This window comes from Herbiconiux dendrobii, assembly GCF_052048175.1.
In the GTDB taxonomy this organism is placed as follows: Bacteria; Actinomycetota; Actinomycetes; order Actinomycetales; family Microbacteriaceae; genus Herbiconiux.
This window is the reverse complement of sequence record NZ_JBLZQV010000011.1, coordinates 1-25,714: the sequence shown is the minus strand read 5'-3', so window position 1 is coordinate 25,714 and position 25,714 is coordinate 1. Positions and strand designations below refer to the sequence as shown.

General features: G+C 64.7%; 33 protein-coding genes. 12 read left to right on the top strand and 21 right to left on the bottom strand.

Going from position 1 to position 25,714, the window contains the following annotated elements:
- Positions 1-33: 33 nt before the first annotated feature.
- On the bottom strand, positions 34-2,466 hold the full coding sequence (locus ACN4JJ_RS20570) for a penicillin acylase family protein (protein WP_440711756.1): 2,433 nt from the start codon (positions 2,464-2,466) through the stop codon (positions 34-36).
- Positions 2,467-2,627: 161 nt separating this feature from the next.
- Between ACN4JJ_RS20570 and ACN4JJ_RS20565 the strand changes: the two genes are divergently transcribed.
- The 4 genes from ACN4JJ_RS20565 (at position 2,628) to ACN4JJ_RS20550 (ending at position 6,390) form a co-directional block, all read left to right on the top strand.
- Positions 2,628-3,176, top strand: a complete 549-nt coding sequence (locus ACN4JJ_RS20565) for an ArsR/SmtB family transcription factor (protein WP_440711755.1) — start codon at positions 2,628-2,630, stop codon at positions 3,174-3,176.
- Positions 3,177-3,405: 229 nt separating this feature from the next.
- Complete coding sequence (locus ACN4JJ_RS20560) at positions 3,406-4,512, top strand: tyrosine-type recombinase/integrase (protein WP_440711754.1); 1,107 nt, start codon at positions 3,406-3,408, stop codon at positions 4,510-4,512.
- On the top strand, positions 4,509-4,847 hold the full coding sequence (locus tag ACN4JJ_RS20555) for a helix-turn-helix domain-containing protein (protein WP_440711753.1): 339 nt from the start codon (positions 4,509-4,511) through the stop codon (positions 4,845-4,847). Before ACN4JJ_RS20560 ends, ACN4JJ_RS20555 begins: the two co-directional genes overlap by 4 nt.
- Before the next feature lie 124 nt (positions 4,848-4,971).
- On the top strand, positions 4,972-6,390 hold the full coding sequence (locus ACN4JJ_RS20550) for a site-specific integrase (protein ID WP_440711752.1): 1,419 nt from the start codon (positions 4,972-4,974) through the stop codon (positions 6,388-6,390).
- An 810-nt stretch (positions 6,391-7,200) separates the two neighbouring features.
- Here ACN4JJ_RS20550 and ACN4JJ_RS20545 read toward each other — a convergent pair.
- The 3 genes from ACN4JJ_RS20545 to ACN4JJ_RS20535 are packed head-to-tail and all read right to left on the bottom strand — an operon-like array spanning position 7,201 to position 10,111.
- Positions 7,201-8,043 (bottom strand): hypothetical protein, encoded by an 843-nt coding sequence (locus ACN4JJ_RS20545; RefSeq protein ID WP_440711751.1) that lies wholly within the window; start codon positions 8,041-8,043, stop codon positions 7,201-7,203.
- Between the two features lie 17 nt (positions 8,044-8,060).
- Positions 8,061-9,722: a relaxase/mobilization nuclease domain-containing protein gene (locus ACN4JJ_RS20540; RefSeq protein ID WP_440711750.1), complete on the bottom strand. Its 1,662-nt coding sequence runs from the start codon at positions 9,720-9,722 to the stop codon at positions 8,061-8,063.
- Positions 9,719-10,111 (bottom strand): plasmid mobilization protein, encoded by a 393-nt coding sequence (locus ACN4JJ_RS20535; protein ID WP_440711749.1) that lies wholly within the window; start codon positions 10,109-10,111, stop codon positions 9,719-9,721. Before ACN4JJ_RS20535 ends, ACN4JJ_RS20540 begins: the two co-directional genes overlap by 4 nt.
- Positions 10,112-10,510: 399 nt before the next feature.
- Here ACN4JJ_RS20535 and ACN4JJ_RS20530 point away from each other — a divergent pair, with 399 nt between their 5' ends.
- Both ACN4JJ_RS20530 and ACN4JJ_RS20525 read left to right on the top strand, forming a co-directional pair.
- Complete coding sequence (locus ACN4JJ_RS20530) at positions 10,511-10,780, top strand: glutaredoxin family protein (protein ID WP_440711748.1); 270 nt, start codon at positions 10,511-10,513, stop codon at positions 10,778-10,780.
- Positions 10,777-10,989: a hypothetical protein gene (locus ACN4JJ_RS20525; protein WP_440711747.1), complete on the top strand. Its 213-nt coding sequence runs from the start codon at positions 10,777-10,779 to the stop codon at positions 10,987-10,989. The genes ACN4JJ_RS20530 and ACN4JJ_RS20525 overlap by 4 nt, the downstream gene beginning before the upstream one ends.
- A gap of 54 nt (positions 10,990-11,043) precedes the next feature.
- On the opposite strand, the gene ACN4JJ_RS20520 is transcribed toward ACN4JJ_RS20525, so the two are convergent.
- From ACN4JJ_RS20520 to ACN4JJ_RS20505, 4 genes are all read right to left on the bottom strand, one after another.
- Positions 11,044-11,382 carry a transcriptional regulator gene (locus ACN4JJ_RS20520; RefSeq protein ID WP_440711746.1) on the bottom strand — a complete coding sequence of 113 codons (339 nt, stop codon included), beginning with the start codon at positions 11,380-11,382 and terminating at the stop codon, positions 11,044-11,046.
- A gap of 253 nt (positions 11,383-11,635) precedes the next feature.
- Positions 11,636-12,214, bottom strand: a complete 579-nt coding sequence (locus tag ACN4JJ_RS20515; RefSeq protein WP_440711745.1) for a recombinase family protein — start codon at positions 12,212-12,214, stop codon at positions 11,636-11,638.
- 6 nt (positions 12,215-12,220) lie between these two features.
- Positions 12,221-13,024: a Fic/DOC family protein gene (locus ACN4JJ_RS20510; protein WP_440711744.1), complete on the bottom strand. Its 804-nt coding sequence runs from the start codon at positions 13,022-13,024 to the stop codon at positions 12,221-12,223.
- 2 nt (positions 13,025-13,026) lie between these two features.
- On the bottom strand, positions 13,027-13,236 hold the full coding sequence (locus ACN4JJ_RS20505; protein WP_440711743.1) for a hypothetical protein: 210 nt from the start codon (positions 13,234-13,236) through the stop codon (positions 13,027-13,029).
- Between the two features lie 245 nt (positions 13,237-13,481).
- On the opposite strand from ACN4JJ_RS20505, the gene ACN4JJ_RS20500 reads away from it, so the two are divergent.
- The 6 genes from ACN4JJ_RS20500 to ACN4JJ_RS20475 all read left to right on the top strand — a co-directional run bounded on the left by ACN4JJ_RS20500 (position 13,482) and on the right by ACN4JJ_RS20475 (position 18,385).
- Positions 13,482-14,861 carry an ATP-binding protein gene (locus ACN4JJ_RS20500; RefSeq protein WP_440711742.1) on the top strand — a complete coding sequence of 460 codons (1,380 nt, stop codon included), beginning with the start codon at positions 13,482-13,484 and terminating at the stop codon, positions 14,859-14,861.
- On the top strand, positions 14,854-14,982 hold the full coding sequence (locus ACN4JJ_RS20495) for a hypothetical protein (RefSeq protein ID WP_440711741.1): 129 nt from the start codon (positions 14,854-14,856) through the stop codon (positions 14,980-14,982). Before ACN4JJ_RS20500 ends, ACN4JJ_RS20495 begins: the two co-directional genes overlap by 8 nt.
- Before the next feature lie 676 nt (positions 14,983-15,658).
- The gene (locus ACN4JJ_RS20490) at positions 15,659-16,264 is read left to right on the top strand and encodes a hypothetical protein (RefSeq protein WP_440711740.1); all 606 of its coding nucleotides are present in this window, start codon (positions 15,659-15,661) and stop codon (positions 16,262-16,264) included.
- The gene (locus ACN4JJ_RS20485; protein ID WP_440711739.1) at positions 16,261-16,782 is read left to right on the top strand and encodes a hypothetical protein; all 522 of its coding nucleotides are present in this window, start codon (positions 16,261-16,263) and stop codon (positions 16,780-16,782) included. Before ACN4JJ_RS20490 ends, ACN4JJ_RS20485 begins: the two co-directional genes overlap by 4 nt.
- A gap of 244 nt (positions 16,783-17,026) precedes the next feature.
- Positions 17,027-17,221 carry a hypothetical protein gene (locus tag ACN4JJ_RS20480; RefSeq protein WP_440711738.1) on the top strand — a complete coding sequence of 65 codons (195 nt, stop codon included), beginning with the start codon at positions 17,027-17,029 and terminating at the stop codon, positions 17,219-17,221.
- Between the two features lie 882 nt (positions 17,222-18,103).
- Positions 18,104-18,385, top strand: a complete 282-nt coding sequence (locus ACN4JJ_RS20475) for a hypothetical protein (protein ID WP_440711737.1) — start codon at positions 18,104-18,106, stop codon at positions 18,383-18,385.
- A 102-nt stretch (positions 18,386-18,487) separates the two neighbouring features.
- Here ACN4JJ_RS20475 and ACN4JJ_RS20470 read toward each other — a convergent pair whose 3' ends face one another.
- The 13 genes from ACN4JJ_RS20470 to ACN4JJ_RS20410 form a co-directional block, all read right to left on the bottom strand.
- Positions 18,488-18,790 (bottom strand): hypothetical protein, encoded by a 303-nt coding sequence (locus tag ACN4JJ_RS20470; RefSeq protein WP_440711736.1) that lies wholly within the window; start codon positions 18,788-18,790, stop codon positions 18,488-18,490.
- Between the two features lie 266 nt (positions 18,791-19,056).
- Complete coding sequence (locus tag ACN4JJ_RS20465; protein WP_440711735.1) at positions 19,057-19,422, bottom strand: single-stranded DNA-binding protein; 366 nt, start codon at positions 19,420-19,422, stop codon at positions 19,057-19,059.
- Between the two features lie 28 nt (positions 19,423-19,450).
- Positions 19,451-19,687 carry a glutaredoxin family protein gene (locus ACN4JJ_RS20460; protein ID WP_440711734.1) on the bottom strand — a complete coding sequence of 79 codons (237 nt, stop codon included), beginning with the start codon at positions 19,685-19,687 and terminating at the stop codon, positions 19,451-19,453.
- Between the two features lie 348 nt (positions 19,688-20,035).
- Entirely contained in the window at positions 20,036-20,362 is a 327-nt protein-coding gene (locus tag ACN4JJ_RS20455; RefSeq protein ID WP_440711733.1) for a hypothetical protein, read from the bottom strand.
- The gene (locus ACN4JJ_RS20450; protein WP_440711732.1) at positions 20,362-20,994 is read right to left on the bottom strand and encodes an AAA family ATPase; all 633 of its coding nucleotides are present in this window, start codon (positions 20,992-20,994) and stop codon (positions 20,362-20,364) included. The genes ACN4JJ_RS20455 and ACN4JJ_RS20450 overlap by 1 nt, the downstream gene beginning before the upstream one ends.
- 249 nt (positions 20,995-21,243) lie before the next feature.
- Positions 21,244-21,411, bottom strand: a complete 168-nt coding sequence (locus tag ACN4JJ_RS20445) for a hypothetical protein (protein WP_440711731.1) — start codon at positions 21,409-21,411, stop codon at positions 21,244-21,246.
- 20 nt (positions 21,412-21,431) lie between these two features.
- Complete coding sequence (locus ACN4JJ_RS20440; protein ID WP_440711730.1) at positions 21,432-21,974, bottom strand: LPD29 domain-containing protein; 543 nt, start codon at positions 21,972-21,974, stop codon at positions 21,432-21,434.
- Positions 21,975-22,377: 403 nt separating this feature from the next.
- Positions 22,378-22,827 (bottom strand): hypothetical protein, encoded by a 450-nt coding sequence (locus ACN4JJ_RS20435; RefSeq protein WP_440711729.1) that lies wholly within the window; start codon positions 22,825-22,827, stop codon positions 22,378-22,380.
- A 77-nt stretch (positions 22,828-22,904) separates the two neighbouring features.
- Entirely contained in the window at positions 22,905-23,336 is a 432-nt protein-coding gene (locus ACN4JJ_RS20430) for a DUF3846 domain-containing protein (RefSeq protein WP_440711728.1), read from the bottom strand.
- Between the two features lie 10 nt (positions 23,337-23,346).
- Positions 23,347-23,571 carry a hypothetical protein gene (locus ACN4JJ_RS20425; protein ID WP_440711727.1) on the bottom strand — a complete coding sequence of 75 codons (225 nt, stop codon included), beginning with the start codon at positions 23,569-23,571 and terminating at the stop codon, positions 23,347-23,349.
- A gap of 8 nt (positions 23,572-23,579) precedes the next feature.
- Positions 23,580-23,819 (bottom strand): hypothetical protein, encoded by a 240-nt coding sequence (locus ACN4JJ_RS20420; RefSeq protein WP_440711726.1) that lies wholly within the window; start codon positions 23,817-23,819, stop codon positions 23,580-23,582.
- 390 nt (positions 23,820-24,209) lie between these two features.
- A complete protein-coding gene (locus ACN4JJ_RS20415) occupies positions 24,210-24,422 on the bottom strand; it encodes a hypothetical protein (RefSeq protein ID WP_440711725.1) in 213 nt (70 codons plus the stop codon).
- Positions 24,410-25,657, bottom strand: a complete 1,248-nt coding sequence (locus ACN4JJ_RS20410; RefSeq protein ID WP_440711724.1) for a ParB/RepB/Spo0J family partition protein — start codon at positions 25,655-25,657, stop codon at positions 24,410-24,412. The genes ACN4JJ_RS20415 and ACN4JJ_RS20410 overlap by 13 nt, the downstream gene beginning before the upstream one ends.
- Positions 25,658-25,714: the final 57 nt, after the last annotated feature.

Sequence of the window (25,714 nt, the reverse complement as noted above, 5' to 3'; positions counted from 1 at the left end):
CTCGGCGGCGCATCCCCTCTCGCATGGGAGACCTCAACTGGCTGGGCGGAGCCAGATGCGGTGCGCGGCGGCGGCGTTGACCGCCTCCCGCGAGTATGCCATCGGAAAACCCTCGCCCTTCGCCCAAGCGGCCAGATGGTCGGAGTAGTGCGGGGAACGCGGATCTCCGGCCTGTCCCGGTCCGTTGAGCACGAGGCTTGCATCCCAGTCGCCCACGTCGAGCACCATCCGGAAACTCGACCCCATTACCTGGCGGAATCCCGTCTCGTAGCTCGTGAGCCCCACGGTGTCGGGACCGCCGCCGCGTTCGACCGGACCGAGCCGCTGCCAGTCGTCCGGCACCTCCGTTCCCAAGAGCGCGGTGTTGAGGAAGGCGCCGTGGTGCACGGCACCCCAGCGCCAGGCGGCCTCGTCGTCGCCGACGAGCAAGCGGATCTCGGTCAGGGCTCCTCCCATGGCCGCGTCGACGTCGTCGCGCAGCGCGCTCACGGCCGCAGTATCTCTCGGATCGAGGGCCTCGAGGATGCGCAGGTCACCGCGCAGATCACCCACGGCGCTCTCGTCGTGGGTGAGTCGGCGCACACCCTCGGCGAGCAGGTCCTCGCTCGTACCGAGACGGCGCAGATGCCGTTCGAGCAGGCGTCGGCGAAAGTGCCGGCGCCACCAGATCTCGAACACCAGAGCTTCGCGGGAATCGGTCGACTCGACGCCATCCCAGGCGAACAGCCTGGCGAGCTCTGCGCCGTGCTCGAGCTTGGCGGGATCAAGCACGCGGAGTGCGTCGAGCGCGCGAAGCGCCACTCCGTTGGTGAAGTCGAGCTGCCGCGCGAAGCTGTCGGCTACAGAGACCCGCTCGTCGCCGCTCAGCCAGGACCGCAGTCGGCGGTAGCGGCCATCGGGGAACCAGTCGTAGGTGGCGGTGAGCGCTCGGTTATCATAGCTGTGCGGCAGGTTCATCTCATTTGCCGTGGCGATCCAGCCCTCGACGGGCCGCCGGCTTGCCGGTAGGGCCCCGGAGTCAACGAGGCCCGCCCACTCTCGCCCGCTGTGGCCGGAGACGGGCAGGCTGCCGTCCCAGCCGTCGCGGCGGGGAATCCGTCCGCTCGCCTGCCAACCCCAATCGCCGTCGACGTCGGCGAAGACCTGGTTGACGGCGGGCGTTCCCCAGTGCCGCAGAGCGTCGGAGAACTCTTGGGCGTCGCGAGCACCGAGGTAGCTCAGGCTGCCGAGGTAGGGGGTCATGCCGGGCTCGAGCCATGCCGCCCGCAGGGCGACGGCAATCCCGCGGCCCTCATCGTGGAACAGTAGTGGGCCGTGCTCGGTGTAGCGCAGGATGACCGTCTCGGCGGCGGAATCGCGGACGGGGACCTGCTCCTCCACCGTGCGGAATCTCTGCCACCCTGCCGCGGTGCGGTAGCGCTCGGGGTCGGCAGGGTCGAGTTCGTAGACATAGAGGTCTTCGACATCCGCCGCCCAGATGGTGAGGCCGAATCCCACATGCTCGTTGTGTCCGATCGAGATGCCGGGGAGGCCGGGTTCGCCGGCACCGATCACGTTCAATCCAGGCGCGTTCAGATGTGCGAGATAGCGCAATGCGGGCAGGGAGATGCCACGGTGGGGGTCGTTAGCGACGATGGGGCGCCCGGTAGCTGTCCGCTCCGGACCCACCACCCAGCTGTTGCTTCCCCCGACGGTGTCGGCGGCATCCGGGGCGGTCGGAGCACCCGAAGCACGAGCAGCGTCCAGGGCCTCCGGCTGGGCGCGGGCACGTGCGGACGCGCCGTTCGCAGCCTGCACCGCGCGAGCCGAGGCGAAGTCGACGGGGGCGAAGGCACGCCGGTAAACCGCCAACACCTCGTCGCCGAGCTCGCCCAGGTCGAGTCCGCAGGGGTACACCAGCGCGTCGTCGGGTTCGCGAACGCGTGCGATCTGCTCCGCCTCTGTTCCGAAGCGGGTGATCGTGATCGCCCGGGCCAGTTCGTACTCCGCGTTGAACAACAGGCCGTGAGTGCGAAAGCGCACGATATCCTCGGGCTCCCAACGGCGGGGCAGGAATCCGTTCACAGCGAATTCCGGCGGAAGCAGCTCGGGATGCGTGAGCACATGATCGACATACGCATTGTATCCGCTCACGAAGCTGGACACGATGCGCCGCGTGTCAACGCCGTACGCCTCCCACTCGGCCACCAACTCGCCGCGATAGCGCAGCAGCCTGCTCGCCGAGTCCTGCTGCAGGTATCCGGCACCGAGCGCTTCGGCCAATCGGCCGTTCCCGCGCCGCAGCCACACGTCGATTTGGAAGAGGCGATCGCGCGCCGCGTTGAACCCCTGCGCAAGGTACACATCACCCGTGGTGCTCGCGTAGATATGGGGTACTCCCCAGCGGTCGACGATAATCTCGACTTCCGCATCGAGTCCGGGCACAGAGTGCTCCGCCGTAGCCGGATATCCGTCGTACGAGTTCATGTGTTCCTCCTTCTGCAGACGCCGCCGGCGCACGCCGGACTCTGCCAAGGGGGCGAGCTTAGGACCGCGGAGCGGGTGCGGGATCGGTCAAACGGCCGAGAGTATCCGACGTTGCCTTTTCAAGCAGGGCGAGGGCGGCACCAGCTGATGCCACCAATCGAGTGGTAGGCAAATCCGTCACTCGGTGCGCTGCAACTGCTGGCGCGTTGCCATGGATTCTTATCTGCGGGGGCGAAGCGTGTGTCTGCGATTTAGCCGAGCCGCTCGGGTCGACGCAGCCGACTGTGTCGCATCTTAGGATCCTCGTTGATGCCGGATTCCTGTCTCGCTCGAAGTGGGCGCCATGGGCGTATATCGGTACGTCCCGGGTTCCATCGGCCAAATCGCCGGGCTGCTCGCCGCAGCCTAAGAGCACCCCCGCCGTCGTCAGTGCAGAAGTGAGAGCACCAGCCATCCCTCTAGATAACGATTACTGTCAGGAAGCGGTGGCAGTTGACGATTGCCGGGAGAGTGGCGCCGACGGGTACGGTGCCACTCCCGTGGGCTTACTCAACGGTGCGGTCAACGACGCGCTGCGCCAGGCCTTGGAGCACTGCGGCCGCGCGGAGGCGGAGCGGTGCCTTGCCGCGGTACGGGCGGTGACGATGGCCGTAATGCATGCGTGCAAACAAACTGATAATGGATATTATGTCAACATGAAGGCTGCTTAATTTCACTTCTTGCAATGACAGAACTTTCGGGCACTCCCCGCGCCGAAATAGAAACAGTAAACTGATCAGGACCTTCGCTGAGGAGCGCACCGAAACAGATGTGTCGGCATGGGCGCGGGAACATACTGGCACTGCCAAGGCAAATCCTCGGTTGATCGGGCATTTGCTTGACGCTGATTTCAACTCATGAAATCATTCTTCGTATTATGAAACGGCGTCAGGGCTGATAGTGAGCGAATCCGGCCGCTTGTCGTTCCTAGCCTTCGGCGAGGTTGCGCCTGCGCCGGACGCGTTCCTCAGTGAGGTGCTGGACGGTTGGGATCGAGCTCAAGGGGCTGCGGATCTTGATCGTGGGACCATTCGTTCGCGGCGGGCCCGCGTGCTGGATCTAGTGGAGTTCTCCGGCCACTACCCCTGGGACTGGTCCGTCTCGGATGCCGACGAGTATTTCGCCCATGCTCGAGGTGTTCGTAACCTCGCTCATTCGACCGTCCGCTCCTACCAAGGCAGCATCCGGCTGTTCTGCGATTTCGCGACGAACCCCGCCTACGACTGGAACGAGAATTGCGGCCGACTGTTCGGGTCCGTGTTCGTGCAGATTATCACGGAGTGGAACCGCGTCACCCATGCGCAAGCTTCGGAGACGAAGACCGCGAAGCGTGCGTTCTCGCAGGCTGAGCTGCAGGAGCTCTTCGATCTCGCTGATCTCGAGGTCGACCGCATCATGAACGCCGGCAGGCGCGGCGGCCTCGCGGCAATGCGCGACGCGGTTGCATTCAAAACCCTCTACGGCTGGGGTCTCCGATCGACTGAGGCCAGGCATCTGCAGCTAGTCGACCTGTCTCGGAACCACAGCGCACCCTATTTTGGCGACTACGGCGTCGTCCGGGTCCGTTGGGGCAAACCGCACCGGGGCTCGGCCAAGAAGACCCGCTCGGTGCTGACTGTCTGGGACTGGACCGCCGACGCACTCCGCGCCTGGGTCGAGCGCGGACTCCCCCACTACGGGCACCCGGTCACCGACCTATTCCCCACCACCCGCGGTAACATCGTCGGCGAACCGCATCTCCTGCGCCGACTGCACGGACTCATTGACGAGCTCGGCTTCCCGCCGGGCTTGGACCTGCACTCGTTCCGCCACTCGTACACAACTCAGCTGATCACGGGCGAGGGCTTCGACGTCACCTTCGCGCAGTTGCAGCTGGGTCACGAGCACGCGTCGACGACCTCCATCTACACGCTCGCTTCCCCTGACTATCAGCGGTTGGCGTTGAAGAACTCCCACGAGGCGACCCTCGCGGCCGCGCAGAATCTTCTGAAAGGACGAACCCGATGAAACGCGAGATCACCTACGAATGGCGAGTGCGGGAGCTCATGGCTCGCCACCACTACCGCACGAGCAAGGACCTCGTCGAACCCCTCCGAGAGCGCGGTATCACCCTCTCCCCCGTTCAGATCTGGCGCATCGTCGATCAGAACCCCGAACGGATCTCCTTCCAAGTACTCGTCGCTCTCGCCGACATCTTCAGCGTCGACGTCGGCGAACTCGTCACCTACACCGCCGCCAATGCCCGCGCAGCCAGACGCAAGGCCGCTGTCGGTGACGACGATGTCCCTGATCTCCGCACCTATCGTCCGGTCCGTGCCCGGATCACGACTGAGGATGACTGACCAGCCGCTCGGTCGCCCAATCCGAGACGAGGCCTCACGTCCTGCCATCGAGACGATGGCTGAACCACGGCGGAGGGGCCGGCCACGGTCCTCAGGAAATCTGCATTGCGATCGCTGCAACTCGATGGTGGCGAAGATCCGCGTGCACTGGCCAGACGGTGCCATCTGCGGGGCCTGCTTCACCGCAGGCGTCCGCACCCGAGGTGTCTGCGCATCCTGCGGAGACCACCGCCTCCTGCCCGGCCGCACGGGCGCCGGTGGGGCGATCTGTCGGGACTGCGCCGGTATCACCACCAATATGACCTGCGATCGGTGCGGCACCGAAGCCGAACGATTCCGGCACGGCAACTGCATTCGCTGCATCCTCCACGACGAGCTCAGCGCCATACTCCGGCCAAACGACCCACCCGACCTGCGGCTCCGCCGGCTTGTCGAGACCCTCGCCGCGTCCGCCCGGCCCGAGAGCATTCACACCTGGATGCGCGGCCGCGGCACTGCTCTTGCCCTCGCCCAGCTCGGCAACCGCACCGTCACCCTCGATCACGCCAGCTTCGATTCCCGCTCCTCCCCCGCGCTAGAACACATCCGGGACATCCTGATCCATCACCACATGCTCCCGGCACTACCCGATAAGCACCTCGCCGGCTTCGAACGCTGGCTCCAAGTTCGCCTCAGCGAGCTGGCACCTCGGCCTCATGTCCACCAGCCCGTCGAGCAGTTCGCGCGCTGGCACCACCTGAAGCGCCTCCACTCCCCCGACCCCGCCCAGGCCATGGTCACCGCCACGCTGACGGCCCGACAGGAAATTACCGAGACCGAGAAATTCCTTATCTGGCTCGATGTCACCCACGGACTCACCGTCGCCGAGCTCCGCCAGGGACACGTCGACGAATACCTCTCCACAGGAACCTCGACCCGAAATCACATCCGGACCTTCCTGCACTGGAACAGCCGCAACCAAGGCAGCCACCGCCGGGTCACCGCCCCTTACCGGAAAGCACTCTCCAACCCTCTGATCACTCAGGAACAGTGGATCGAACTCGTCGCGAACTGCCTCGCCTTCGACCAGGTCACACTGTCCACCCGAATCGCGGGTCTGATCCAGCTGCTCTGGGCCCAGCCCTTGAACAAGATCACCCGACTCACCGTCGCCGCAATCCAGACCCGGCCCACCGGCATGCGCATACAACTCGGCGAGAACGCATCCGACATCCCAGAGTCGATCACAGAAGTGTTCTGGGCCTACCTCACCGATCGCGGGAACCAGCAAACCGTGAACACCGGCACGGACTGGCTCTTCCCCGGCTACCGGGCCGGGCATCCGATCAGCCCCAACACCCTCTCCATCCGACTCCGAGTGCTCGGAATCGACGCGCAGCGCGCCAGGAACACGGCCCTCCGGGACCTCGCCCACCAACTCGACGCCCGATCGCTCGCAGACCTCCTCGACTACAGCCCGCAGACACTCGCACTGCACGCCGCACGCGCCGGCACACCAATGAGCGACTACATCGACCTCAAACGCCGCGATCAATCGAAATGACGAGGCGCCGCCCACCGCAACCGCGGAGGCACAACATGCCCATCCGGGGCGTCCAGCACGACACTGACCAGATCCATGGCCTCTCGCGGAACCGCCGACCGGGTCGGAGACTGACCAATCACCCCAAGCTCTGGAACCTCAAGCATCCACCAACGCCGATCCTAAACACGACAACCTCATATCGCTTCATACGTCCGCCTCGTGACTCCGCGCATCGCGAAGAGATTGACCTTACACAATCCCCTTGCGCGCATGCGCGAGCTACGGCGGCCTTCAACCCCTTGGATCGCCTCATTCCGGCAAGCACATTTCGCCTCATCGAACGCGTATTCGCGGAGATCTCCGCTCGTGCCTGGTCATAGTTCGTAGCCGCTTCGGCCGTGCAAGTGAACTTGACTCAATACGCCAACAAGCCGTTGGCAAATTGATATGACCTGCCAAACGACGGCTCGAATGGCGCCCGGTTACCGGAACTCCATGCGGCGAGCCTTAACGCCTCAGGCCGCCCGAACGCCCTTTCCGTCATCGCGGGTGCCACCCTCCGCAAGGGCATGCACTCGCACGGGTTTCGTCTGGCACCGAACGGATCAGGGTTCCTGGTGGGAAGGCAACCGAAGATGCTCTTCGTCTTACACAAGACCGCCGAGCAGCTTCGACGAGTGGTCCGGAGGGCCTACGACGCCTTCACGGGAGCGGGATCGATCACCCCAAACAGCTAGCTCTTTCGCCTTCGAGAAGATCGGTCGTCTGGCACCTTCGCATCGATCTTTTTCATACCCACACTCTTCGGCGAGGATCGCCGCGACCCGCCTACCGGCTGAGGCCGCCGCGTTCGCGATGCATGCTGGGAGTCCAGGTGCCTGTCCGGGCCCTGGTCTGCTTGCCGGGCTTGGTGGCCACCGCGGCGGTGGCCGGCACGGCGTTGTCACGGTCGGTGACCGTCCGCATCCGCACGAGCTCAGGGTCGATTCCGGATTTGTCCAGCTCGGCGGCGGTCTGCTGACGGCGTTCCGCGCTGTCGTAGGCGAATGCGGAGCCGTCGCGGTTGGCCGCCGCTTCAGCCAGGATCTCTTCGCGGGTGAGTCCCGACGTGGGCTCGTCGACCTGCGCCTCGCGCTGCTCCTGGTCGCGCTGCTCGGCGTCGCGCTCGAGCTGCTCGGCCGTGGTGAGCAGCACGGCACCCTCGGCGGCGTCCTTTCCACTCTCGCCCCGCTGCGCGGCCGCGTCTGCGCGAGCGCGCTCTGTGCGCTCGAGCAGGTCGCGGACGCGGGCAGGGTCGGCGCCGAGCTCGTTGACGTCGACGCCGTAGCGTTCACGGAGCTCGTCACGCATGTGGTCTGCGGTGCGAGCAATGTCAGCGTCGACGGGTCGCCATGCCTCGGCGGTTTCGTACGCGGCCGCGATGTCATCGACACCGGCGTAGTTCCACCACTCGGCCTGGTGCACGGGGACGAGGCTCGCCGCGGCCGCAGAGCGTTCGGCGTCGAAGCGGGCTTGCAGCTCGCGGGTCTGCTGCTCCGTGCGCGCCTGCGCCGCCCGGGCGAGCTCTTCGCGGAGCCGAGCGAACCGCTGTGCGAGCTGCATCGCCACGGCGAGTGCCGTGCGGAGTTGACCGTCGAGCGCTTCGCCCATGCCGTCGTTGTCCTCAGCCATCGTCGTTGCCTCCTTGGTTATCTCTCGTGGCCGTCGCGCTCGATGGGCGTGGCGGTGGTTCTGGGTCGCTGCTGCTCGATCGGGTTCGGCAGCGGGCTCCCGGTGCCGGGGATGACCTGGCCGCGCTGGGCGACCTCGACGACGCGTGCGAGCTCCGGGTCGAGGCCGTTGGCGGGTCCCGGCATTGCCGTGCCCTGGGCTGCTGCTCCGGTCTTGGGGATCGCGGGGAGGCGATCGCGGACGGTGGTGTACTGCTCGCGCAGGGTGCGGTCCAGCTGCGCGGCACGCTGGGCGTCTCCGACTGCCTCGTGCATCTCCATGACAGCGCGCACGGTCGCGGCGAGCTGGCGCAGCATGAGCGCTTCGGCCATCGAGCCCTTGCCCTGGTCAGCGGCCTGGAGAAGCATCATCGTGGCGCCGGCGACGGAGACGTGGCCGGCCGGGCGGGGCTTGGATTCGTGGGCGCGGATCTGCGCTGTCCTGGACAGATCGCGGGCTGTCTGAGCGAGGGGCCCGGGTGTCGCCTCGACGCGCTGCGACCACGCGGCGAACGCGCCGGCCGTGTCGCGCGCGAGGTGCGCCCAGCTGGCCCGGTCGTCGATCGGTACCTCCCGCATCTGCGCGCGGAGCTGCTTCATCTCGGCCGTATACTGCTTCCACAGCTGCGGGTCGGGCGCGGACTCTTCGCGGCCGGGCGAGACGGGCCGGTACTGCCACGGGTTCTTCGCGGTGGCCTTCCACTCGTTGACGGCGCCCTGTGCGGCGTGCACGCTGTCCGGCCATCCTTCGCGCATGCGTGGGAGGGTGAGGTCGCGAGCGAGACGGCCGCCGCCGTACCACACGACCTGCGTGTCGGGCTCTGGCCGCAGCGCCACGGAGTAGCCGGCCACCACGTCGTCGCGGCCTGCTGCGAACCGTGGGCGGACGAGCACTCCCCCGCGGCGCAGGCGCCGCACGAACTCTGCTTCGTCGAGTGATGCGGTGGCCGCGGCGCGCACGGTGCGCTCGAGGCGGTGCACTCCGACCTCGGCGCCGGCGCGGGTTGCCCTCTCACGCTCGGCCGGCTTTACGCCGCGCTCTCCGATGCCGCGCTCTCGCGACTCCAGCTGCTCGAGGCCGTGTTCGCGTTCGAGGTCGCGGCAGATGTTCTGTGCCCGCTGGTAGTCGTTGTGGGTGTTCGCCTTCGTGCCGTCCTCACGGACGAGCGAGACGGCGACATGGATGTGATCGTTGCCGTTGGTCGAGAGGCCGTGACGGACGGCGACCCACCGGCACGTTGCCTTGCTGCCGCCCTCGGTGGTGAAGCCCATGCGGTCGACGAACTGCTGCGCGATCGCCCCCCACTTCTCATCCGAGAGCTGCCCTTCCTCGGCACGGAGCGAGAGCGAGCAGTGCCACACGTCGGCCGGCACGGTGGTGCTTGTGACCTCGCCCCTCTCCGGGTCTGCGATCCGCTCCTGGCGGGTGACGTCGACGCCGAGCCGCACGCGCGGTTCGTCCAGATCCTTCGCGATCGCCAGAGCCGTGTCACGGTCAAGTACTCCGTATCCGTGCATCGTGACGATCGCAGAATCACCCGCCACGAGGTGCTGCTCTTCGTGCTCGTTCGATCGGCCGGCACCGGCCAGGTAGACCATCAGTCCACCCATCCGATCGCCGCGGCTGATGTTGGGCATCATGATTCGGCCAGCTTCTCGATCGCGGCCGACAGGCGAGGGACGATGGCGCGGTACTCGATGATGATCGACTCCGCCTCGGCGGGGAACGAGCCCTCCGTGTTCGCGAACCGGGCGAGCTGATTCGCGTTGTTCGCGACGCTCGCGAGCAGCCGGCGCACCTCGAACATTTCCACGATCGCGGCCTTGCGATCGGTGTCCGTCTCGACGTCCGCCACCATCGCAGATTCGAACAGAAGCCGCGGCACGGTGACCTCGCGAACGGCGGCCCGCGCCTCCAACTGCACCTGCTCATCAGGGGTCACATACACGCTGTAGAACTTCTGCCGAGCACCGGAGACGTTCTTGCGCCGGGAGCGGCCGAACAGGCGTCCCTTGTCCGGTTCAGCCATCGTTCCACCGTCCTTCCTGGCCCAGCGCAGCGACCCCGATTTCCGGGGACCATACCTCCAGTATGCCCACGAGAACGCCACGGCGTCGAGAGGAACGACGAAGTTACCCTGGGTAACTTTATAGCTTGCTCCGTCTGGGCTCCGCCTGGAGGGATGCGAAAGCGTCGCTCGGCCTGCACCCAAGGGTGCCGCTGAGGATGAGCCTTCGGCTCGCCTTTGGTCGGGCAACTCCGTTGCCTTTTGCACCGGGCGAGGCTACGCGCCGGCTGCGCTCCAGGAAGGGCTTTCGCGGCATATCCTCGCTGCGCTCCGGTATTCCACGGTCCCTTCCTTCCACGCCTCCGGCGAGTAGTTCGACGGGTGCCAAAAGGCAATGAGGTTGAGAGAGGGATGGTTCAGATGGATGAGCAGGTCACGCTCTATAAGCTGCCCGGATGCGTGCAGTGCACGATGACGGAGAGGGCACTTTCCGATGCCGGCGTGGGGTTCGCCGTGGTCGATCTGGCGAGCGACGAGCGCGCCGTCGACCTGGTGAAGCAGCTCGGGTATCTGTCGGCGCCGGTCGTCGTCGACGGGGCACAGCACTGGTCAGGATTCGACCCCGAGCGGATCACGGCCGCGGCCGCACGACGGTCCGCTGGGCAACTGCTGAGGGTGAGCAACACGTGAGCGCGCTGCGTGCTCGAGCAGAGCAGATGATGCCGTTGCTGACGCCGGCACAGGCTGGCCAAGTACTCGGCCTACCGGTGGCTGAGCTCGAGGTGCTGCGCGCGCGGGGCGCTGGTCCGAAGTGCCATGCGGTCGGCTACGGGGTGGTGCGCTACAACACAGCCGACGTGATGCAGTTGAGGTCGGCAGACGCCAATGAGACGTCGTGACGCCAGCCACCTGGCCCACCGGGAGTTAGCTCGCGACAACTCCCCGCACATCGCTCATTCCGCGGCCAGGTCGGGGAAGCGGCCCTCCCAGAGCGCGCGGACACGCACAGGCAACAACAGCTCCGGCCATACAGCCACCAACAGGTCGCGGTTCAGGAGCTCAACCTGGTCACTGGGGCGGCCCTCGCGGAGAGTGGCCTGGTAGGGCTCCACAACGTCGGACTCGTTGGCGAGGTCGAACGCGTAGGCCGGGCCCCAATAGACGTTGATCGGGAGCTGCACGCGGCCGTCGCGCGGACCATGCAGCTCGTCGAGCCGCCCCGGCGCCTCATACGGCTTGATGTCTCGGTAGAACACCCGAGCATCTTCCGGAGCGCCCGTTGCGTCGATCATGGCCAGATAGTGGGGTCGAGAAGGCTCTCGTGACCGGGCGGGTGGTCTTTGGGAAGCACACACCACCCGTCACCGACAGGGGCCGACTGGCCACACATCGGCACCGCCGCGCCGTGCTTCTCCTGTCCATGCCCGTACAGCGCCATCGCCGCGGCTCCACGAGTGAGGCCGTGGGCGACGAACGTGCATCCGCGCTCAGGGCACTGCCACCAGGGCAGCACAACAGGAGCCGTGCCGCGCCGGTCAACCTCACTCATGAGCCCTGGCTTTCGAGGACTTCTTCGGGCCGGTCGAGCGCGCGGCGGACACTGGAAACGCCGACACCGAGGGCGGTGGCGATCGTCGGCCACGTCGCCTTCTCGGCCCGCATCCGGCGGGCGATCTTGATTCGCTCCGCGGTCATCACCGTGGGTCGTCCGCCGCCACGGCCACGAGCCTTCGCCGCAGCAAGACCGGCGCGAGTGCGGTCGGAGATGATGCGCCCGTTCATCTGTGCGAACGCAGCGCAGATATGGAAGAACAGCTCACCTCCCGGGGTGGTGGTGTCGAAGGGTTCCGTGAGTGACTTGAACTCCACTCCCCGCTCCCCCAGCTCGGTCACGATCGTCACGACGTCGGTCATTGACCGGCCCAGCCGATCGGTCGAGTACACCAGCAGAGTGTCGCCGGTGCGGAGGAACTTCTTCGCGTCGATGAGCCCCGGGCGGGCCGCATTCTTACCCGTGAGCTTGTCTGAGAAAATCGGATCGGCGCCGGCCGCTTTCAAGGCGTCGATCTGTGAGTGGAGATTCTGATCCTGCGTCGAAACGCGGGTGTATCCGACGATGGCCACCAAGCCCTACCTTCCGTATCCGCGATCGCTGCTGAGCCCCCGAGGCGGGACGTGCCCGCGCCCCGGCGTGGAGCTACCGGGTTCGGGCGCCCGGATCTCGGTGGCGCTCGACGGGAAGTTGCGTTTGTTCAGGGTGACGATGCGCTGCAGCTCAGGGCCCAGCGGTGCCGGCGCATCCGGCCCTCTGTCGATCGACTCAATGGCCTTCGATAGCACCGCGGCCAGCCGGGTGTTGCTGCCAGTGTCCTGGCTGTGAAATCGGGCCGCCACGAACTCGTCGCGGAGCGGTGAGCCGATTTTGAAGGCGTCCGTGTCGATCCGGTAGCCGGCGTTCTCTGCGAGCTGGGAGAAGAACACGAACTGCGTCCGAGTGTTGCCTTCACGGAAGCTGTGGATGACGTTCAGTTCGCCCCATCGCTCTGCAAGCTCGTCGACGAACTCACCCTTGTCGAGGCTGCGGAGGAAGTCTTTGCTCGCAAGCTTGCCGTACTCGGCGTCCGCCGCCTCGGCGAGCGCGGGGCCAGCCGGGTAGTACGAGTGCCCGTCCTTCGTCATGAAGCCGACGGGACCCACGCGCTCCTCCCCCGCCCACGCGTACACGTCCTGGAAGATGTGCCGGTGGATGGCCTTCATGTGGGCATAGTCGAACGTCGCTGGCAGAGGTGCGTCGGCCAGCTCGACGAGGCGTACGTGCCCCTGGGCCTCCTCGTAGCGGCGCAGCTGCTCGCCATCGGTGATGCCCTCGATGTTCTTTAAGACGGAAGTACCTGGGATGAAATAGTCATCCCAGGTACTAAAGCCGTTCGCCACGGTTAGCGGGTGCCGAGCAGCTGCGCCTTCACGAGCGCTGCAGCCTCGTCCCCCGAGACCTCACCAGCGGCCAGGCGCCGACTGATAGCCCGCACGGCGGGGTCGGTGACCTCGTGGCCGGCTGCTCCGAGAGCGGCATCAGCGAAGCTCATCCGCCGCTCGACATCGACCTGCTCGACGGCGGGTGCTGTACGTGCATGCGCGATGCTCATGACGGCTCCAATCTGGTTGCTATCAGTCTACCGGATCTGCCCAAAAACCTCCATGAGTATGTTTCGGTAGATTTGATTTTGGTAAGGGGTTTTGAACAGATCACGACCCGCGGAGAATCAACGGTGCCGCCGGTCGACGTCGACCTGTTCGCAAACGATCGTTTTCGGATAAACAGATCTTGGGTTCGACATGTGTCCTTCTATGCGCGCCGGTCACTAGGCTGGCGCTCCGGGGGATACACAACATGGATCTACTGAAGTTCTTTAGACGCAAGCAGGTCGAAACGACGAGCGAGCTAAGACACATCTATGAGTTGGACGAGGTTTTCACACCCGGCCAACCTGCCGACAAAGGCTTTGTCAACCGCCCGTCCCAGGAGAGCGACCTCAGGAACGTGCTCGATGAGCGCGGCTCGCAAATTCTCGTCTGGGGTGAATCTGGTGCTGGTAAGAGCTCGCTCGTGGTCAACGTCCTGCGGCAGGCAAAGCAGCCTTCGGTCACGACGCGATGCGAAGCCACAACCACGTATGACCAACTCTTAGCTTCTGCGTTCGATCAGCTACGTGCAGTGCGAAAAGTCAGCTCGAGTAACCAAGACACACGCACTCTCAGTGCAGGGTCAGAGATCGGCGGCGGCACGATACCCGCATCCATCCACGCCGATGCCAGCTGGGAGTTAGGCACTACAACGGAGTGGGAGCCGATTGTCCCTGCCCAACTCACATCACACGCACTGGCGCTCTATCTCGGGTCCAGGGGGTTCGCCTGGGTCATCGAGGACTTTCACAAAGTCGCTCCGGCCGTGCGCACGGCGATGAGCGACACGATGAAAGTCTTTAGTGACGAGTCGCCCTCACACCCCAGACTGCGAATAGTGGTGACGGGCGTCGCGGATAACGCCAGCGAAATCTTGCGCGCTCCATCAAACATGGGAGGCCGACTGGCCGACATTCCCGTGCCACCGCTGGACGACGACCAGCTCGGGGCTTTGCTGGAAAAGTCGAAGGAGCTACTTAACGTCGACTTCGATCAAGTCCGCGATTCGATCATCAGACACTCTGTTGGCGTCGCGAGCATCACCCACTCTTTAGCTCGCGAGTGCTGCCTAGCAATGGGTGTTCGAAGGACTGCAGAGTCCCGGGTAGTGATTACACCTGTAGCACTTGAAACTGCAAAGAGCGCCTACGTGAGAACCCGCGGCGGCAACATGAAAGAAGATTTTGACGTCGCGCTCGAGGTCGCGCAAACCCGCCGGTATAACAACTACGCCATCATCCTGCAGGCCCTCGCTGCTCTTCCAGAGAAGGGCGCAACACACGCCCAATTGATCGCGGAGATTCGGAAAACGCACGATCAATACCCGGCAGGGAACCTCACTACGTACCTCAAGAAGCTGCAGACCGAGGAGCGCCGATCACTAGTCCGAAAAACCTCAGAAGGGCTTTTCCGCTACAACCGTCCTCTGCAGCAGGCATATGCGATCCTGCGCTTTGGTCTGGTCGCCAGCTACGACGGGTTTTGGGCTCAGGACCTTACGGTTGCCCCCGCCGATCAAGAACGAGCTATCCAGGCCGCTTCTGAGGAGAACCAGGACGCGCCCAACGATCTGCCGGATGATGCCTGATCGGGTTCCCGTGATGTTCACCGCTCGCGGGATCGAGGATGACCACTACTGGGTGGTTGAGGAAGTCGACGGCGTGCTGGTCGAGACGCCGTGGCGGATCGAGCGCGAGGGCGCCGGCTAATGGCTTAGCCACGCTGACGATGCCAGCGAGACGGCCCGCGTGTTCGCGCTTGGGGAGTTCGCGACCCCGGATGCCGCGGTGGCCGCGGTGCGCCAACTTCGTTAGCGGCCGATCGGCACGTATTCATAGGTCCGCACCCACTGTGGTCGTCGAGCTGGGAGGTAGTAAGTTCGGCTGCACTTAGGAGCACCGACCACCCAGAAGAGGCCCAGGACGTGCTGAATTCGTCAAAAGGGCAATCCGCTGGTCGAATTCGCGGTGCCGCGGGTCCGGCAACCCGCGGCTGTCTCGGTTCCCCAGGGCAATTCGCTAATTCGTCCTCGCATTGAACTCTCATGCGACCTCGAACGGCATCGAATAGTCATCGAGCAGGGGTATCCAGAGCGGCAATCCGCAGAATCTCAACTCTGCAACCCAGACTCAGAACTCGGGTAACCTGTGATCCATGACAGACACTACTCGATCCGGCCAGGGGGGCGAACTCGTCGAACCCGTTGGCCGTCCGCCGCGCATGGAGCTGCTTAGTCCCATGCTTGCCGGCACGAAGCGAGTAACTGTCCCGGTCCGCCGCGCGTTCATTCAGAGGCCTAAGTCAGCTGGAGAAGAGCGAGGCTCAGTCCTTGCGCGGCTCGCTCGTGACGGCTCCGCGCTCGATGCATATCTTCTCATCCACGCCATGGCGAGCAGCAGTGCGCCGTACTTGGCTTCCTATCCCGCTGCGACCTGGGTGCAGCTTGCCCGTCTCGACGAGGCGGCTTCGTTCGATGCGGCGAAGTCGCGGTGGTCGAAGCTTGTGTCGAAGCTGGAACGACTGCAGCTGATCGAGCGGCACCGCCGCGGTAACCAGATGGACTATGAATTGCTGCATGAGTCCGGGGATGGTTCGAAGTACGTCCGGCCGAAGAGCGCGGCCGAGGGGCACTGGCTTCACCTCCCGTACAGCTACTGGACTGAAGAGCATGATGCTCACCTCACAACGGCCGAGAAGCTCATGCTCCTTATCTCACTCGACCAGGTCGAGGGATTCGCCTTGCCCATGAACAGGGCCCCGAAGTGGTACGGAGTCTCCGAACCCACGGCCAGGCGCGGCTTCCGCGGCCTCGAGAACAAGGGCTTCCTGACGAAGACCGTGGGATATGTGGTCTCGGCCCGCTCCCCAACGGGGTGGATGGAAGAGTTCCGCTACACGCTCACCGGACCCTACGCGGTCGACGCCATCAAGGCCGCTCAGAAGAACGCTCGGAAGCCCAAGGTGGCCATGACAGAGGGGGGCGCCAAATGAGCGCCTTGTATGTCGATGAGAGCAAGAGCTCCGGGTACACGCTCGTGGCCGCCGTGGTGGCGCCGTCGGAGTCGACTGCGATGAAGAGGGCCATGCGTGGGCTTGTGCTGCCGGGCCAGCGACGTCTTCACTTCAGTAGCGAGAGCGACTCGCGTCGAAAGGCCATCCTCTCCACGCTCACGGAGCTGGAGGTTCGAGCTCACATCATCGAGTCGAGTGCCAAGCGCGAGTCAGATGGACGCGAAGAGTGCTTGATCGGACTCGTCGGGCAGGCGAAGAAGCACTCGCATTCGAAGCTCGTCCTTGAGCGTGATGAGTCGATCGAGCGTTCGGATCGCCGCATCCTCTACCGGGAGTTGGGTGTTCACGGGCTTCGGGCAGCGGTGCAATACGACTTGTGTGCGCCCTATTCGGAGCCGCTGCTGTGGATCCCTGACGCAATCGCGTGGAGTTATGCGAAGGGGGGTGACTGGAAACGCCGGATCGCGCCGATGTTGATCGACGTCACGACGATGTAGCGCTTAATGCGCGAAACTCGGCTCACCCACCGTCCGGAAGGCTACCGAGTTCACTTCACACCGCTATTGCAGTGCGCATACGCATCATACGTTCCTTTCCTGGGTCACTGCTATCCGAAGACTGCGCAGAGAGGCCGTGGATTGCCGTCCTAGATACCTCAGTGCGAGAGCTATATAGCTCATGAGAGAACGCTCGTGGCGGCAATAACGGAGGGGCTGAGATGAACGGATACATGAGCAACACTTGACAATCGCAGTCATCGGTTTCGCGAGTTGCGCCTCGAGCGGCAGGAAACGCAACTTCAACCTCATGTTGAAGGACATCCCCAACAACATTTCATTGTTGTCAACTGTTGGTCTCGAACTGATCACGAAAAGCGCCCAGAACACCGCCGCCTGGACCGGGCGGGTTATCCACATGCGTGTGGATTCTGTGTGAAACTCAAGAAACAGACTGAAAAATACGACACGCCGCCCCAGATATGCCCCTGTGTGCCCCCAGCTGCCGTTTTGAGCGACTTTCCGACGGTTCCGTGGATAACTTGGGTATCCACGTAAATTCTTCGCTCTGTGAGGCGCACAGCGCGCGATGTCAGGCGCGGCGGGTATGCTTGGCGTAGTCACTTGAACGCAGCAATGCCGACAAGAGACTGAACAAAAAAAGGCCCCGATCGAATTCGAGCGGAGCTCTTTAGACAGATCGGGGCCGTACTTGTGTCTTGGCAGACTTGTACGACTCTAGGAGCTAAATAGCTCCTCCGCCAACCCAGCGTTGGTGCTTGTGGATCTGTCCTTCACCCGGAAAGTGGAAGGAACACAGCACATGGCGAAGTCGTCAAAGCCTTCGAAAGCCTCGCTCTCGAAGGCCGGAAAGACCCTCGCGTCCAAGGGTTCAACGAAGCCGGCGAAGTCTAAGGCCGGCTCCACCCTCGGCAAGGGTTAGCGGAACGACCAGAGAATCTTCTCTGGTCGACGTGATCTCTGCGGGGTGCTTAACCGCAAGAGCTAGCCCCAAAAAAGTGGGGCCGGCACGCTGCGCAAACAGTGTGTCGGCCCTCTAGGTAAGTCCTGAGCTAGTCAGTTCCGTTGAAAGAACCAGACTACCGGAGTTTGAGCTGCTAACGGCAGTGCTCCCTCAGGCGCGATCCTGAGGAAGGAGAGAGCCCCTGCCCGCAAAGCGCGTGGTGCGCATCGTTCGCACCAAGCCCGTGCGTGTACCCGTTCGCGTGACCATCACGACGACGGTGCGCCGCACCAAGTAGCACCCCGGGCACCGTCCGAGAGGGCGGTGCCCCAACTCCGATCAGAAAGGGGCGACCTTATGGCGTCCAACGTCACCTTCAAGTTCAACCCAGGATGGGAACGCGAGCTGGCTAAGCAAGCCAACGCTGCAATCGAAAAGCAGTTCCAGCCTGTCCTCGACGGGATAAGTCGGGAGTGTAGAGGGCTGTCGGTCCCGGAGATCAAGCCGATCTTGGCTCAACGATGGGCGTCAGCCAACGACGGCGCTCGTGTCACTGAGCCTGAACTCTCGACCCTTGCCCAGGCCATAAGCGAGGGCAAGCGGATCCTCATTCGTGGCGGGAAGATCATCGCCTCGTAGGTCGCACTTCTAAGGGGCCGGAGGTTGCAGCTTCCGGCCCCTTTTACGCCGTAGTGAAATTTCCATCCGGGTGTTTAGACGTCGAACTGCGAGGGTACGGGTCTAGTCAGGCGGCGTTCCGACGGCCGAGCGCCATACCCACGCGCTGACGGTCTGACCGTTCCGCATTGTCCACCGAACCTGCACCGCGTGATCGTTCCACGCGATCGCTTCGCAGCGCGGCCGCACGGTCGCTTCGTGGAATCGCACCCACGCCTCGACGGGCACGGGCTTCGCCGGGGTGACGATCGGGTGGCGTTCGGCGTCGACCTCGGCGGCGGTGAGTGACACCGGTTGTGGCCGGGTCACGGCATCTTCAATCTCGCGGTCGATCGCGTGACCGGGATAGCGGCGGTTCTGACCCATCCCCCAACATTAGAACGTATGTTCTATTAAACGAATCCCACGACGATGTAGCTGGAGCCCGTAGAAGGCACTTCCGAGCGGGTATCCGCTAGCCCATTGCCGGGAGCTGTAGCGGATGACGCGCACCCCGGCGCCGTCGTACCACCAGGGGCGGATGCGCTCGGGGATATTCATGGCCCCACTATGCGCGCAGAGCACCGTCCCGGGCCGGGCCGGGCGAGAGAATTGGCCGGGGGCGGTGCATGTTCTGGGGCGGTTATGCGTTGCTACTGGCCGTCGTCCTCCCGGCTGACGCGGCAAACCTGGGCGACCTGGCGGCCGGGGTCGACGCCGATGTGATCGGCCTCGAGCACGCGCCCGTAGCTCTTGTTCCCTTCCGGCCCCCAGCTGCTCGTGTGCTCGCGGCCCACGACGATCACGGTGCCTCCGCGGTGCAGGGTGGCTGCAGTGTTCTCCCCCAGCTCGAACTTGGCCTCGACGAAATGCGTGGCGGCGTCCGGGTGTTCGACGTACTTGCCTCCCCGGTACTCCCCCGTGTGCTCGATCACGCGCAGCTTCGTGATGTTGATGCTTCCCGCCTTGACTACCTCGACGCCGGCGGCCAGGTTCCCGGTGATGGCGCGTGTGGACATGGGCTCTTCTTCTTCGGTTGTCGTGCGGTTAGGACAGGTTGCTGATGAGGTCGGGGCGGAAGCCGGACCAGTGGTTGTGATCGTCGACGACGACCACGGGAGTTGCGCTGTAACCGAGTTCTTCGGTGATGTATTCCAGCGCTGCCGGGTTCGTGGTCACGTCGTGCTCCGTGTACTCGATGCCCTTCGACTCGAGCATTTTCTTTGTCGGGGTGCACTGAACGCATCCGGGCGTCGTGTAGACCGTGACGATCGTCCTAGCCATTGATTCTCCCCTTCCCACCAACATTTTTTTGAGCCTGTCTGGCAGAAGGAATCGTTTGTGAGTGGGAGAGCCTGAGTGCTGGGTCGTGGAATACCGGAGGGAGCCGAGCGAGTGAGGATATGCCGCGAAAGCCCGGGACGGGAGGCGCGGAGCGAGCTACGGCGAACGGCCCGACAGGTGAGAATCGGTCAAGCTCTACAGGGCCGCGCAGCGGCTCCATCCGCGTCCGGCCTCCGTGCCGGCCGCACTCCCCCGCTATCGATCGCATCGCGCACCCCGTGCCTTCGTTCTGCTTTCAGAGTGATATCGCTTTGAAACTGATATCCCTTCTGAAGCTGGCCCCGTGGCCTAGCTTTCCGCGTCGGCCTTCATCGCTTCCAGTCCGCGGCGCAGCGCCCGCAGGGCTACGGCGTGCTGGCTGCGATCTTCAATCTGCGCCATTTCGGCCAGCAGGAGCGGCAGACTCTCGTCTGGGTACCGAATCAGGAATGTTTTAGCCACGTCCTCGGCTCGCCCAGAGGGCTTCTTCGCGGCAGGTCGAGCGGCCGCAGCTCGAGAGGGCCTCGCCGCCGGAGCTCGGGGCGCGACGGCCGGAGAGGTGAGGGCTTCGGCGCCTGCGCCGAATGCCTCGATAGCGGCCTCGGTGGCGGGGTCGGTTCGTCTCTTGATTGCCATTACGCCATTAGCTCCGCTGCTAGTTCCTTGATTTCTGCACTGGCCTTGGGGTTGTTCCACTCCACCACGCCCTTGCCCTCTCCGATGACGTCGCGATACGCCTTGCGCTCGTAGACAACGGTCTGCAGGGACTTCAGCCCCGGGTAGTCCGTCAGGTACTCCCCCGCGTCTGTGCGCTCGGATCCGTTGGGGTTCGTCGGCGCCTGCGTGAGTAGCACTCGAACGTCTAGCTCCGGGTTGAACTCTTGGGCCTGCTCGACGAGTTCGCTCATGTGCGGAAGGGTGTCGAGGTCGAACTGGGAGGGCCGGACGGTCACGACCATCTTCTGGGCGGCGGTCATCCCGGTCCGCATCTCTTTGCTGTCCTTGCCGGCTACGTCGACGACGACGATGCCGTATCGGCTGTCGAGGTCGAGGAGGGTTTCGCGGAGGTTGCCGAGCTTTTCCACGCACGCGATGGTTGGGGTGACGCCGGCCTCTTCGCGATCGGCGTGCCAGCGCGCAGACGACCGCTGGTTGTCTGCGTCGACCAAGCACACGTCGAGCCCTTGGCGGGCGAACTCTGCGCAGAGGTTGACGGCGATCGTCGACTTGCCCGCGCCGCCCTTCTGGCTGCCGATAAGTAGGATCATGCTTTCACTTTACTTTCAGTGCAATATTGGAGCAATAGCGAAACCATATTAATATGCTTCTACTATTTATACGATAGCAAAATGCTACTAGTTTCAAAGCAGTAGCGAACTAATATCACTCTGATATGTGCGGGTGAGTTCTGTCGGGGGAGCGCGAGGGGGGGCGCCCCTCGCTGGTGGCCGACCCGCGGGAGGCCGCCAGCCCAGCGGGGGAGTGGCCGGCAATGGCCGACCCCGGGGCCTGCTGGGCTACTCGTCGCTGTCTCTGACGAGGGTGTCAACGAAAAGCACGTACTCGACGCTCTCCGCGGAGGCGGTGTGGGCTTCGGCGCGATACCCGATCTGTTGGTTCTGGCTCATGGGGTCGTCGTCAAACTTGCTGACGCGGTGCTGCAGGCTCTGAATGCTCTGGGTCATGGCCACCTCTCCTCGGTGGGTTACTTACAGCGGACGGGGGTCAGGTCGCGCTCCGAAAGGGCGAGGTGCACGGCCATGTGCGCGTCCAGGTAGGGGTGGCGCTGCACGCGGCCGCCGATAACGGCCAGGTCGTCGGTGGGACCATTGAGGTTGCCCTGGACGAGCTTTCCGGCGTCGTCGCAGATCATGAGATCCCGCACGTTGCTATCTGTCGCGATGATGCGCTCGGCCTCGAGGTGGGCGGTGGGGGTGAAAGAGCGGTGAATGTTCACGCCGTCGCACTGATACTGCACTTCCTGAGGCAAGTTGTCGCCTTCGCTGGCGATGAGTCCGCTTTCGTTTTCGTCGTAGCCGTCGGTCATGCCGTTGAAAGTGCGTCCCTCGAATGCGCGCGCGATTGCGGCCACCTGGTCGTAGGTGGGGCCGTCGTCGTAGTGGACGCCGATCCACGCTGATCCGGTGCCGGTGCCGCAGCGCACGGAGAACTTGACGCCCGGGAAGGCCGATTTGAGCTGGGCGCGGATCATCTTGGCTACGTCCTTGGTGATGATGCTTTTAGTCATCGTCTCTTCTCTCTCTCCCCTCCACGTTTTCTTGCCGTGAAGGCGGTTTACCGCCGCTAGAGAGGACGCCCGGCTCGCAACCCTTTAGGGCGGGGGAGGAGAGAATTTCGGCGCGAAATAAGGGAGCTTGCGACCGCGTGCCGAAAATCTCGGGGGAGCCGTCGGCGCTGCCGATTGCGCGACGGGTGGCCGAACGTATGCTGCCGAAGGCTTCACGGCAAAAGAACGGGCACCCGCGGTGCCTGACTGTCGACCGGCTTGCCGGTCGTCCGATTGCTGGTGCGGAATCCGTCCCGCGCCGGCTGCCCTGGTCGTGGGTGGTGTACGCCAGATCGCCACCGGCCTGCCGCGAGGAGAGAGTGCGCGGGTGACCGGTGGCGACGGCGTGGGGGAGCGGTTGGAGTTAGCCGATCACCTCGCAGTCGAGGCAGATGGGCGCGAGCACGGTCCCGCCGAGACGGTGGGACATGCCAGTCGACGGGCAAAACCGGAACCTGGTGCGCTTCTGCACCTGGCCTTCAACCTCCCAAGCCTCGTCATGCGTCAGCTCGCCCGCGTGCTCGTGCGCAGGGTCTGCACTCAGATCCCACTCCACCCGCTCCCACGCGAGCACGATGAGGTAGGCATGTGCGTACTCGTCGCCGTAGTCCTCGAACTCACCGGCGCCGGGCTTGCCGTAGCCGGTGCCGCGCTCGGGGAGGTAGCAGGAATCAGTGACATACCGGTAGGTGGTGGCCTGGTCGGGGAGGTCGCTGGGAAGCATCCACTCCTCACGTATGCACTGGGCTTGGATCAGATCAACGGCGGCCGCGACTTTCGGGGGAAGCGGGATGGTGGGCGGTTCGGTGGTCATGGGGCCCTCTCGGGGCTGGTGGTGTGCGGGTGGAGGGTGCGGGGCCGGCCTCCGTGGCGGCCCCGCACCTGGGCGGGTCAGATCGACCGGAGTATGGCGATGATCGGCAGGAACGCCGGGTGCACGCTCAGCGTGGCCACCACGGCGTCGACGACCTCGGGGGAGGGCTTCTGCCCGATGGCGTCGGTGACGGCTTGGGCCTGCTCGTCGCTGAGCCCCTGGGTATCGCCGTCGTCGTCGGCGGTCAGCGCGAGGGCGGAGCCGAACAGGGCGGCTGGGTGGCCGAGCGCGTGGGCGATGATCGTCAGCGGCAGGTTGAACGGCGCCCCGTTGATCGCGCCCTCATCGTCCACGTACAGGTCGATGCCGTCGCGGCAGCGCACCACGTCGAAGTTACGTGCGCCAATCGCTTGCTGGATCGCCTTCCACGTCTGGTCGGCGGGCACGGTGACCTGCTGCAGCTGGTCGGCTCCGATCAGGATGCCCCGGTGGGTGTCGGTGGTGGTCATAATGTCTCTCCTAGTGGTCGAAAGTGGTGGGTTCGGTGACGGTGTAGCCGGGGAAGATCCCGTCGGCCATCAGCGCGAGTTCCTCGATGGCGGAGTTCATGGCGTCGTGCTCATCGAACGGAATGACGCCGTTCTCCCAGCCCTCGCCGTGCTGCTTGTCGAGCCACTTGGAAGCCAGCTCGACGTCGGTCGCGGCGGTGATGGTGTCGCCGCCTGGCGTGGTGAGGATCAGCACGGCGTCTCCTAGTTCTCGGGGAGGGTGAATCCGCGGGTGCCCTCGAAGTAAGCCCGGGCCGTGGGGTTGCTCTTGATTGCCGCCCACGCCTCGGGGGACACTACGTAGGCCGGATCTCCGTCGGCATCCGTGAACGCGACGGCGGTGCGCGCGTCGAGCACGGCTCCGGTCACGGGGCAGGTGATGACCCGCCCGACGAGATAGGCGACCATCTGGCCGCGCACGATGTTTTCAAGGGTGGTGCTCATGGGTTCTCTCTCCCTCAACCGATTTTTTGCCTGTCTGGCAAGCGCAGCGATTGAGAGCGGACGGCCCGCAGTGCCCGCCAATTCGGGCGAAATAAGCCCGCCAGGGCGCGTCCGAATCGATGGGCACGAAGGGCCGGGAGCGAACTATCGTCAAGTGGCCAGACAGACGGAAAAATGACGACTAGGCAGCGCCGCCGGCGGCGGCTCCATTCCGGTCAGGGCAGTGCGCCGGCGGCGCCGGCGTTCCTTCTGCGGCTCCCAGTGATCTGCTTTCGTACCGATATCAGAGTGAAAGTGTTCCGATATCGGGTGGAGGGTCCGGCCTTCGTGCCGGGGCCGGGGGAGTGGCCCGGCGTGGCAGCAGTGGGGGACTGCCACGCCGGGAGTCTGCTACCCCTCGAAGTCGTCGCCGGTGTCGTCCGGGGCGACCTCGTCCGGGTGGACTTCACCCTTCACGGCCTGTTCGGCGCGGGCGGCGGCCCGGTTCTTCTCGTGCTCGGTGATGATCTGCTCGACCTCGCTGAGGCTGTACCCCCACGCGGCGATCTGGTTGAGGTAGAGCGCATCCGTGGTGTTCGGGTTCCGCCAGCTCATTTTGGACATGCTGGCCTCCATGCCACCGAGGACCACGGCGAGGGCGACGTGCTGCGCCTTGCTCGGGTGGCCTCCACGAGGCCGGACAGCTTGTCGCGGTCGTAGTATCCGCCGCGTTCCAAGCCCATCAGCTCGTGAGCGAGGGCGTTACCGTCGCGAGCGGCGCCGCCGACATTCAGTCCGTGCACGGTGAGGCCCTGGGCGATGAACTGCGCGGCATCCTTCGGCAGGGTTTTGCGTGACAGGAACGTGGCCAGCCACTCCCGGCGCACGGTTTCGGCGCTGGCCCATGCCTTGTTGTTGGCGATCAGGGTCTTGCGTTCGGCCTTCTGCTCGTCGGTCATCGGGCCGCTGTTCGCGCCGCTCCCGCTGTCCTTCCGAAACCCTGCCGCCTTGGGGTCGGCCAGGTAGTAGACCGGGCGGACCTGGCCGCCGAAGTAGGTGGCAACGTACGCGGCGCGTCCCTCGGCGGCGTCGATCTGCTCCTGGGTGGGGCGTGTGCCGTCGGCGGTCACCAGGTCGCGCACCAGCGTGTAGTCGTTCTCGTAGTAGCCCCGTTCCCGGTCGAGGATCACGTAGCCGCGCTCGGCGTGCTCGGCCTCGATTGCGGCCTTCTCAGCATTACGGGCCTTGTCGTCACGCGCCCGCTGGGCGGTGTGGGCGAACTGGCCGGGTTCGGTGGTCGCCACCTCGATCAACTCGGCCACGGTGTCGTCATCGCCCTCGAACTCGATCAGCGTCGCCGCTTGGTCGAGCGTGAGCGAGTGCGACACGATGGCGGATGCGGCGGCGGCGTTCTCGGCCACAGCGATTCCGGCTTTCACCGTCGCGGGCTTGGTGTTGAGCCGCTTGGCGATCACGGTCGGGGTCAGCCCCTCGAACGCGAGTTGCTGGTACGCGGCCACCCGATCGGCGTCGGTGACGGCCTCGCGGTGCTCGTTCTCGGCCATCTGCTGCACGATCCGATCCACGGTCTTCTCGTCGGCCTCGACAATGTACGCCGGAATGCTGGCCAGCCCCACCTCACGGGCGGCGAGGGTACGGCGCTGACCGGCACGCACGATGACGTTGCCCTGCTCGTTGCGGCGGGCAAGAATCGGCGACAGAACACCGTGCTGCTTGATGCTCGCGAGGAAGTCGGCGGGCAGCTTCGCCTCGCTTCGTACGTTCGCCTCGACGATGATTACGGTCGGGTCGATGTGCTCGACGACGCCCTGCGGGATGCTGGCGGTGTTGGTAGTCATTGGGTTCTCTCTCCCTCAACTGATTTTTTTGCCTGTCTGGCAAGCGCAGCGATTGAG

Excerpts from the sequence above, each read along its gene's own strand:
- ACN4JJ_RS20570 (WP_440711756.1), bottom strand. The coding sequence starts at position 2,466 with ATGAACTCGTACGACGGATATCCGGCTACGGCGGAGCACTCTGTGCCC.
- ACN4JJ_RS20555 (WP_440711753.1), top strand. The coding sequence starts at position 4,509 with ATGAAACGCGAGATCACCTACGAATGGCGAGTGCGGGAGCTCATGGCT.
- ACN4JJ_RS20550 (WP_440711752.1), top strand. The coding sequence starts at position 4,972 with ATGGTGGCGAAGATCCGCGTGCACTGGCCAGACGGTGCCATCTGCGGG.
- ACN4JJ_RS20545 (WP_440711751.1), bottom strand. The coding sequence starts at position 8,043 with ATGGCTGAGGACAACGACGGCATGGGCGAAGCGCTCGACGGTCAACTC.
- ACN4JJ_RS20540 (WP_440711750.1), bottom strand. The coding sequence starts at position 9,722 with ATGATGCCCAACATCAGCCGCGGCGATCGGATGGGTGGACTGATGGTC.
- ACN4JJ_RS20535 (WP_440711749.1), bottom strand. The coding sequence starts at position 10,111 with ATGGCTGAACCGGACAAGGGACGCCTGTTCGGCCGCTCCCGGCGCAAG.
- ACN4JJ_RS20530 (WP_440711748.1), top strand. The coding sequence starts at position 10,511 with ATGGATGAGCAGGTCACGCTCTATAAGCTGCCCGGATGCGTGCAGTGC.
- ACN4JJ_RS20520 (WP_440711746.1), bottom strand. The coding sequence starts at position 11,382 with ATGATCGACGCAACGGGCGCTCCGGAAGATGCTCGGGTGTTCTACCGA.
- ACN4JJ_RS20505 (WP_440711743.1), bottom strand. The coding sequence starts at position 13,236 with ATGAGCATCGCGCATGCACGTACAGCACCCGCCGTCGAGCAGGTCGAT.
- ACN4JJ_RS20500 (WP_440711742.1), top strand. The coding sequence starts at position 13,482 with ATGGATCTACTGAAGTTCTTTAGACGCAAGCAGGTCGAAACGACGAGC.
- ACN4JJ_RS20495 (WP_440711741.1), top strand. The coding sequence starts at position 14,854 with ATGCCTGATCGGGTTCCCGTGATGTTCACCGCTCGCGGGATCGAGGAT.
- ACN4JJ_RS20490 (WP_440711740.1), top strand. The coding sequence starts at position 15,659 with ATGGCGAGCAGCAGTGCGCCGTACTTGGCTTCCTATCCCGCTGCGACC.
- ACN4JJ_RS20485 (WP_440711739.1), top strand. The coding sequence starts at position 16,261 with ATGAGCGCCTTGTATGTCGATGAGAGCAAGAGCTCCGGGTACACGCTC.
- ACN4JJ_RS20475 (WP_440711737.1), top strand. The coding sequence starts at position 18,104 with ATGGCGTCCAACGTCACCTTCAAGTTCAACCCAGGATGGGAACGCGAG.
- ACN4JJ_RS20470 (WP_440711736.1), bottom strand. The coding sequence starts at position 18,790 with ATGGGTCAGAACCGCCGCTATCCCGGTCACGCGATCGACCGCGAGATT.
- ACN4JJ_RS20465 (WP_440711735.1), bottom strand. The coding sequence starts at position 19,422 with ATGTCCACACGCGCCATCACCGGGAACCTGGCCGCCGGCGTCGAGGTA.
- ACN4JJ_RS20460 (WP_440711734.1), bottom strand. The coding sequence starts at position 19,687 with ATGGCTAGGACGATCGTCACGGTCTACACGACGCCCGGATGCGTTCAG.
- ACN4JJ_RS20455 (WP_440711733.1), bottom strand. The coding sequence starts at position 20,362 with ATGGCAATCAAGAGACGAACCGACCCCGCCACCGAGGCCGCTATCGAG.
- ACN4JJ_RS20450 (WP_440711732.1), bottom strand. The coding sequence starts at position 20,994 with ATGATCCTACTTATCGGCAGCCAGAAGGGCGGCGCGGGCAAGTCGACG.
- ACN4JJ_RS20445 (WP_440711731.1), bottom strand. The coding sequence starts at position 21,411 with ATGACCCAGAGCATTCAGAGCCTGCAGCACCGCGTCAGCAAGTTTGAC.
- ACN4JJ_RS20440 (WP_440711730.1), bottom strand. The coding sequence starts at position 21,974 with ATGACTAAAAGCATCATCACCAAGGACGTAGCCAAGATGATCCGCGCC.
- ACN4JJ_RS20435 (WP_440711729.1), bottom strand. The coding sequence starts at position 22,827 with ATGACCACCGAACCGCCCACCATCCCGCTTCCCCCGAAAGTCGCGGCC.
- ACN4JJ_RS20430 (WP_440711728.1), bottom strand. The coding sequence starts at position 23,336 with ATGACCACCACCGACACCCACCGGGGCATCCTGATCGGAGCCGACCAG.
- ACN4JJ_RS20420 (WP_440711726.1), bottom strand. The coding sequence starts at position 23,819 with ATGAGCACCACCCTTGAAAACATCGTGCGCGGCCAGATGGTCGCCTAT.
- ACN4JJ_RS20415 (WP_440711725.1), bottom strand. The coding sequence starts at position 24,422 with ATGTCCAAAATGAGCTGGCGGAACCCGAACACCACGGATGCGCTCTAC.
- ACN4JJ_RS20410 (WP_440711724.1), bottom strand. The coding sequence starts at position 25,657 with ATGACTACCAACACCGCCAGCATCCCGCAGGGCGTCGTCGAGCACATC.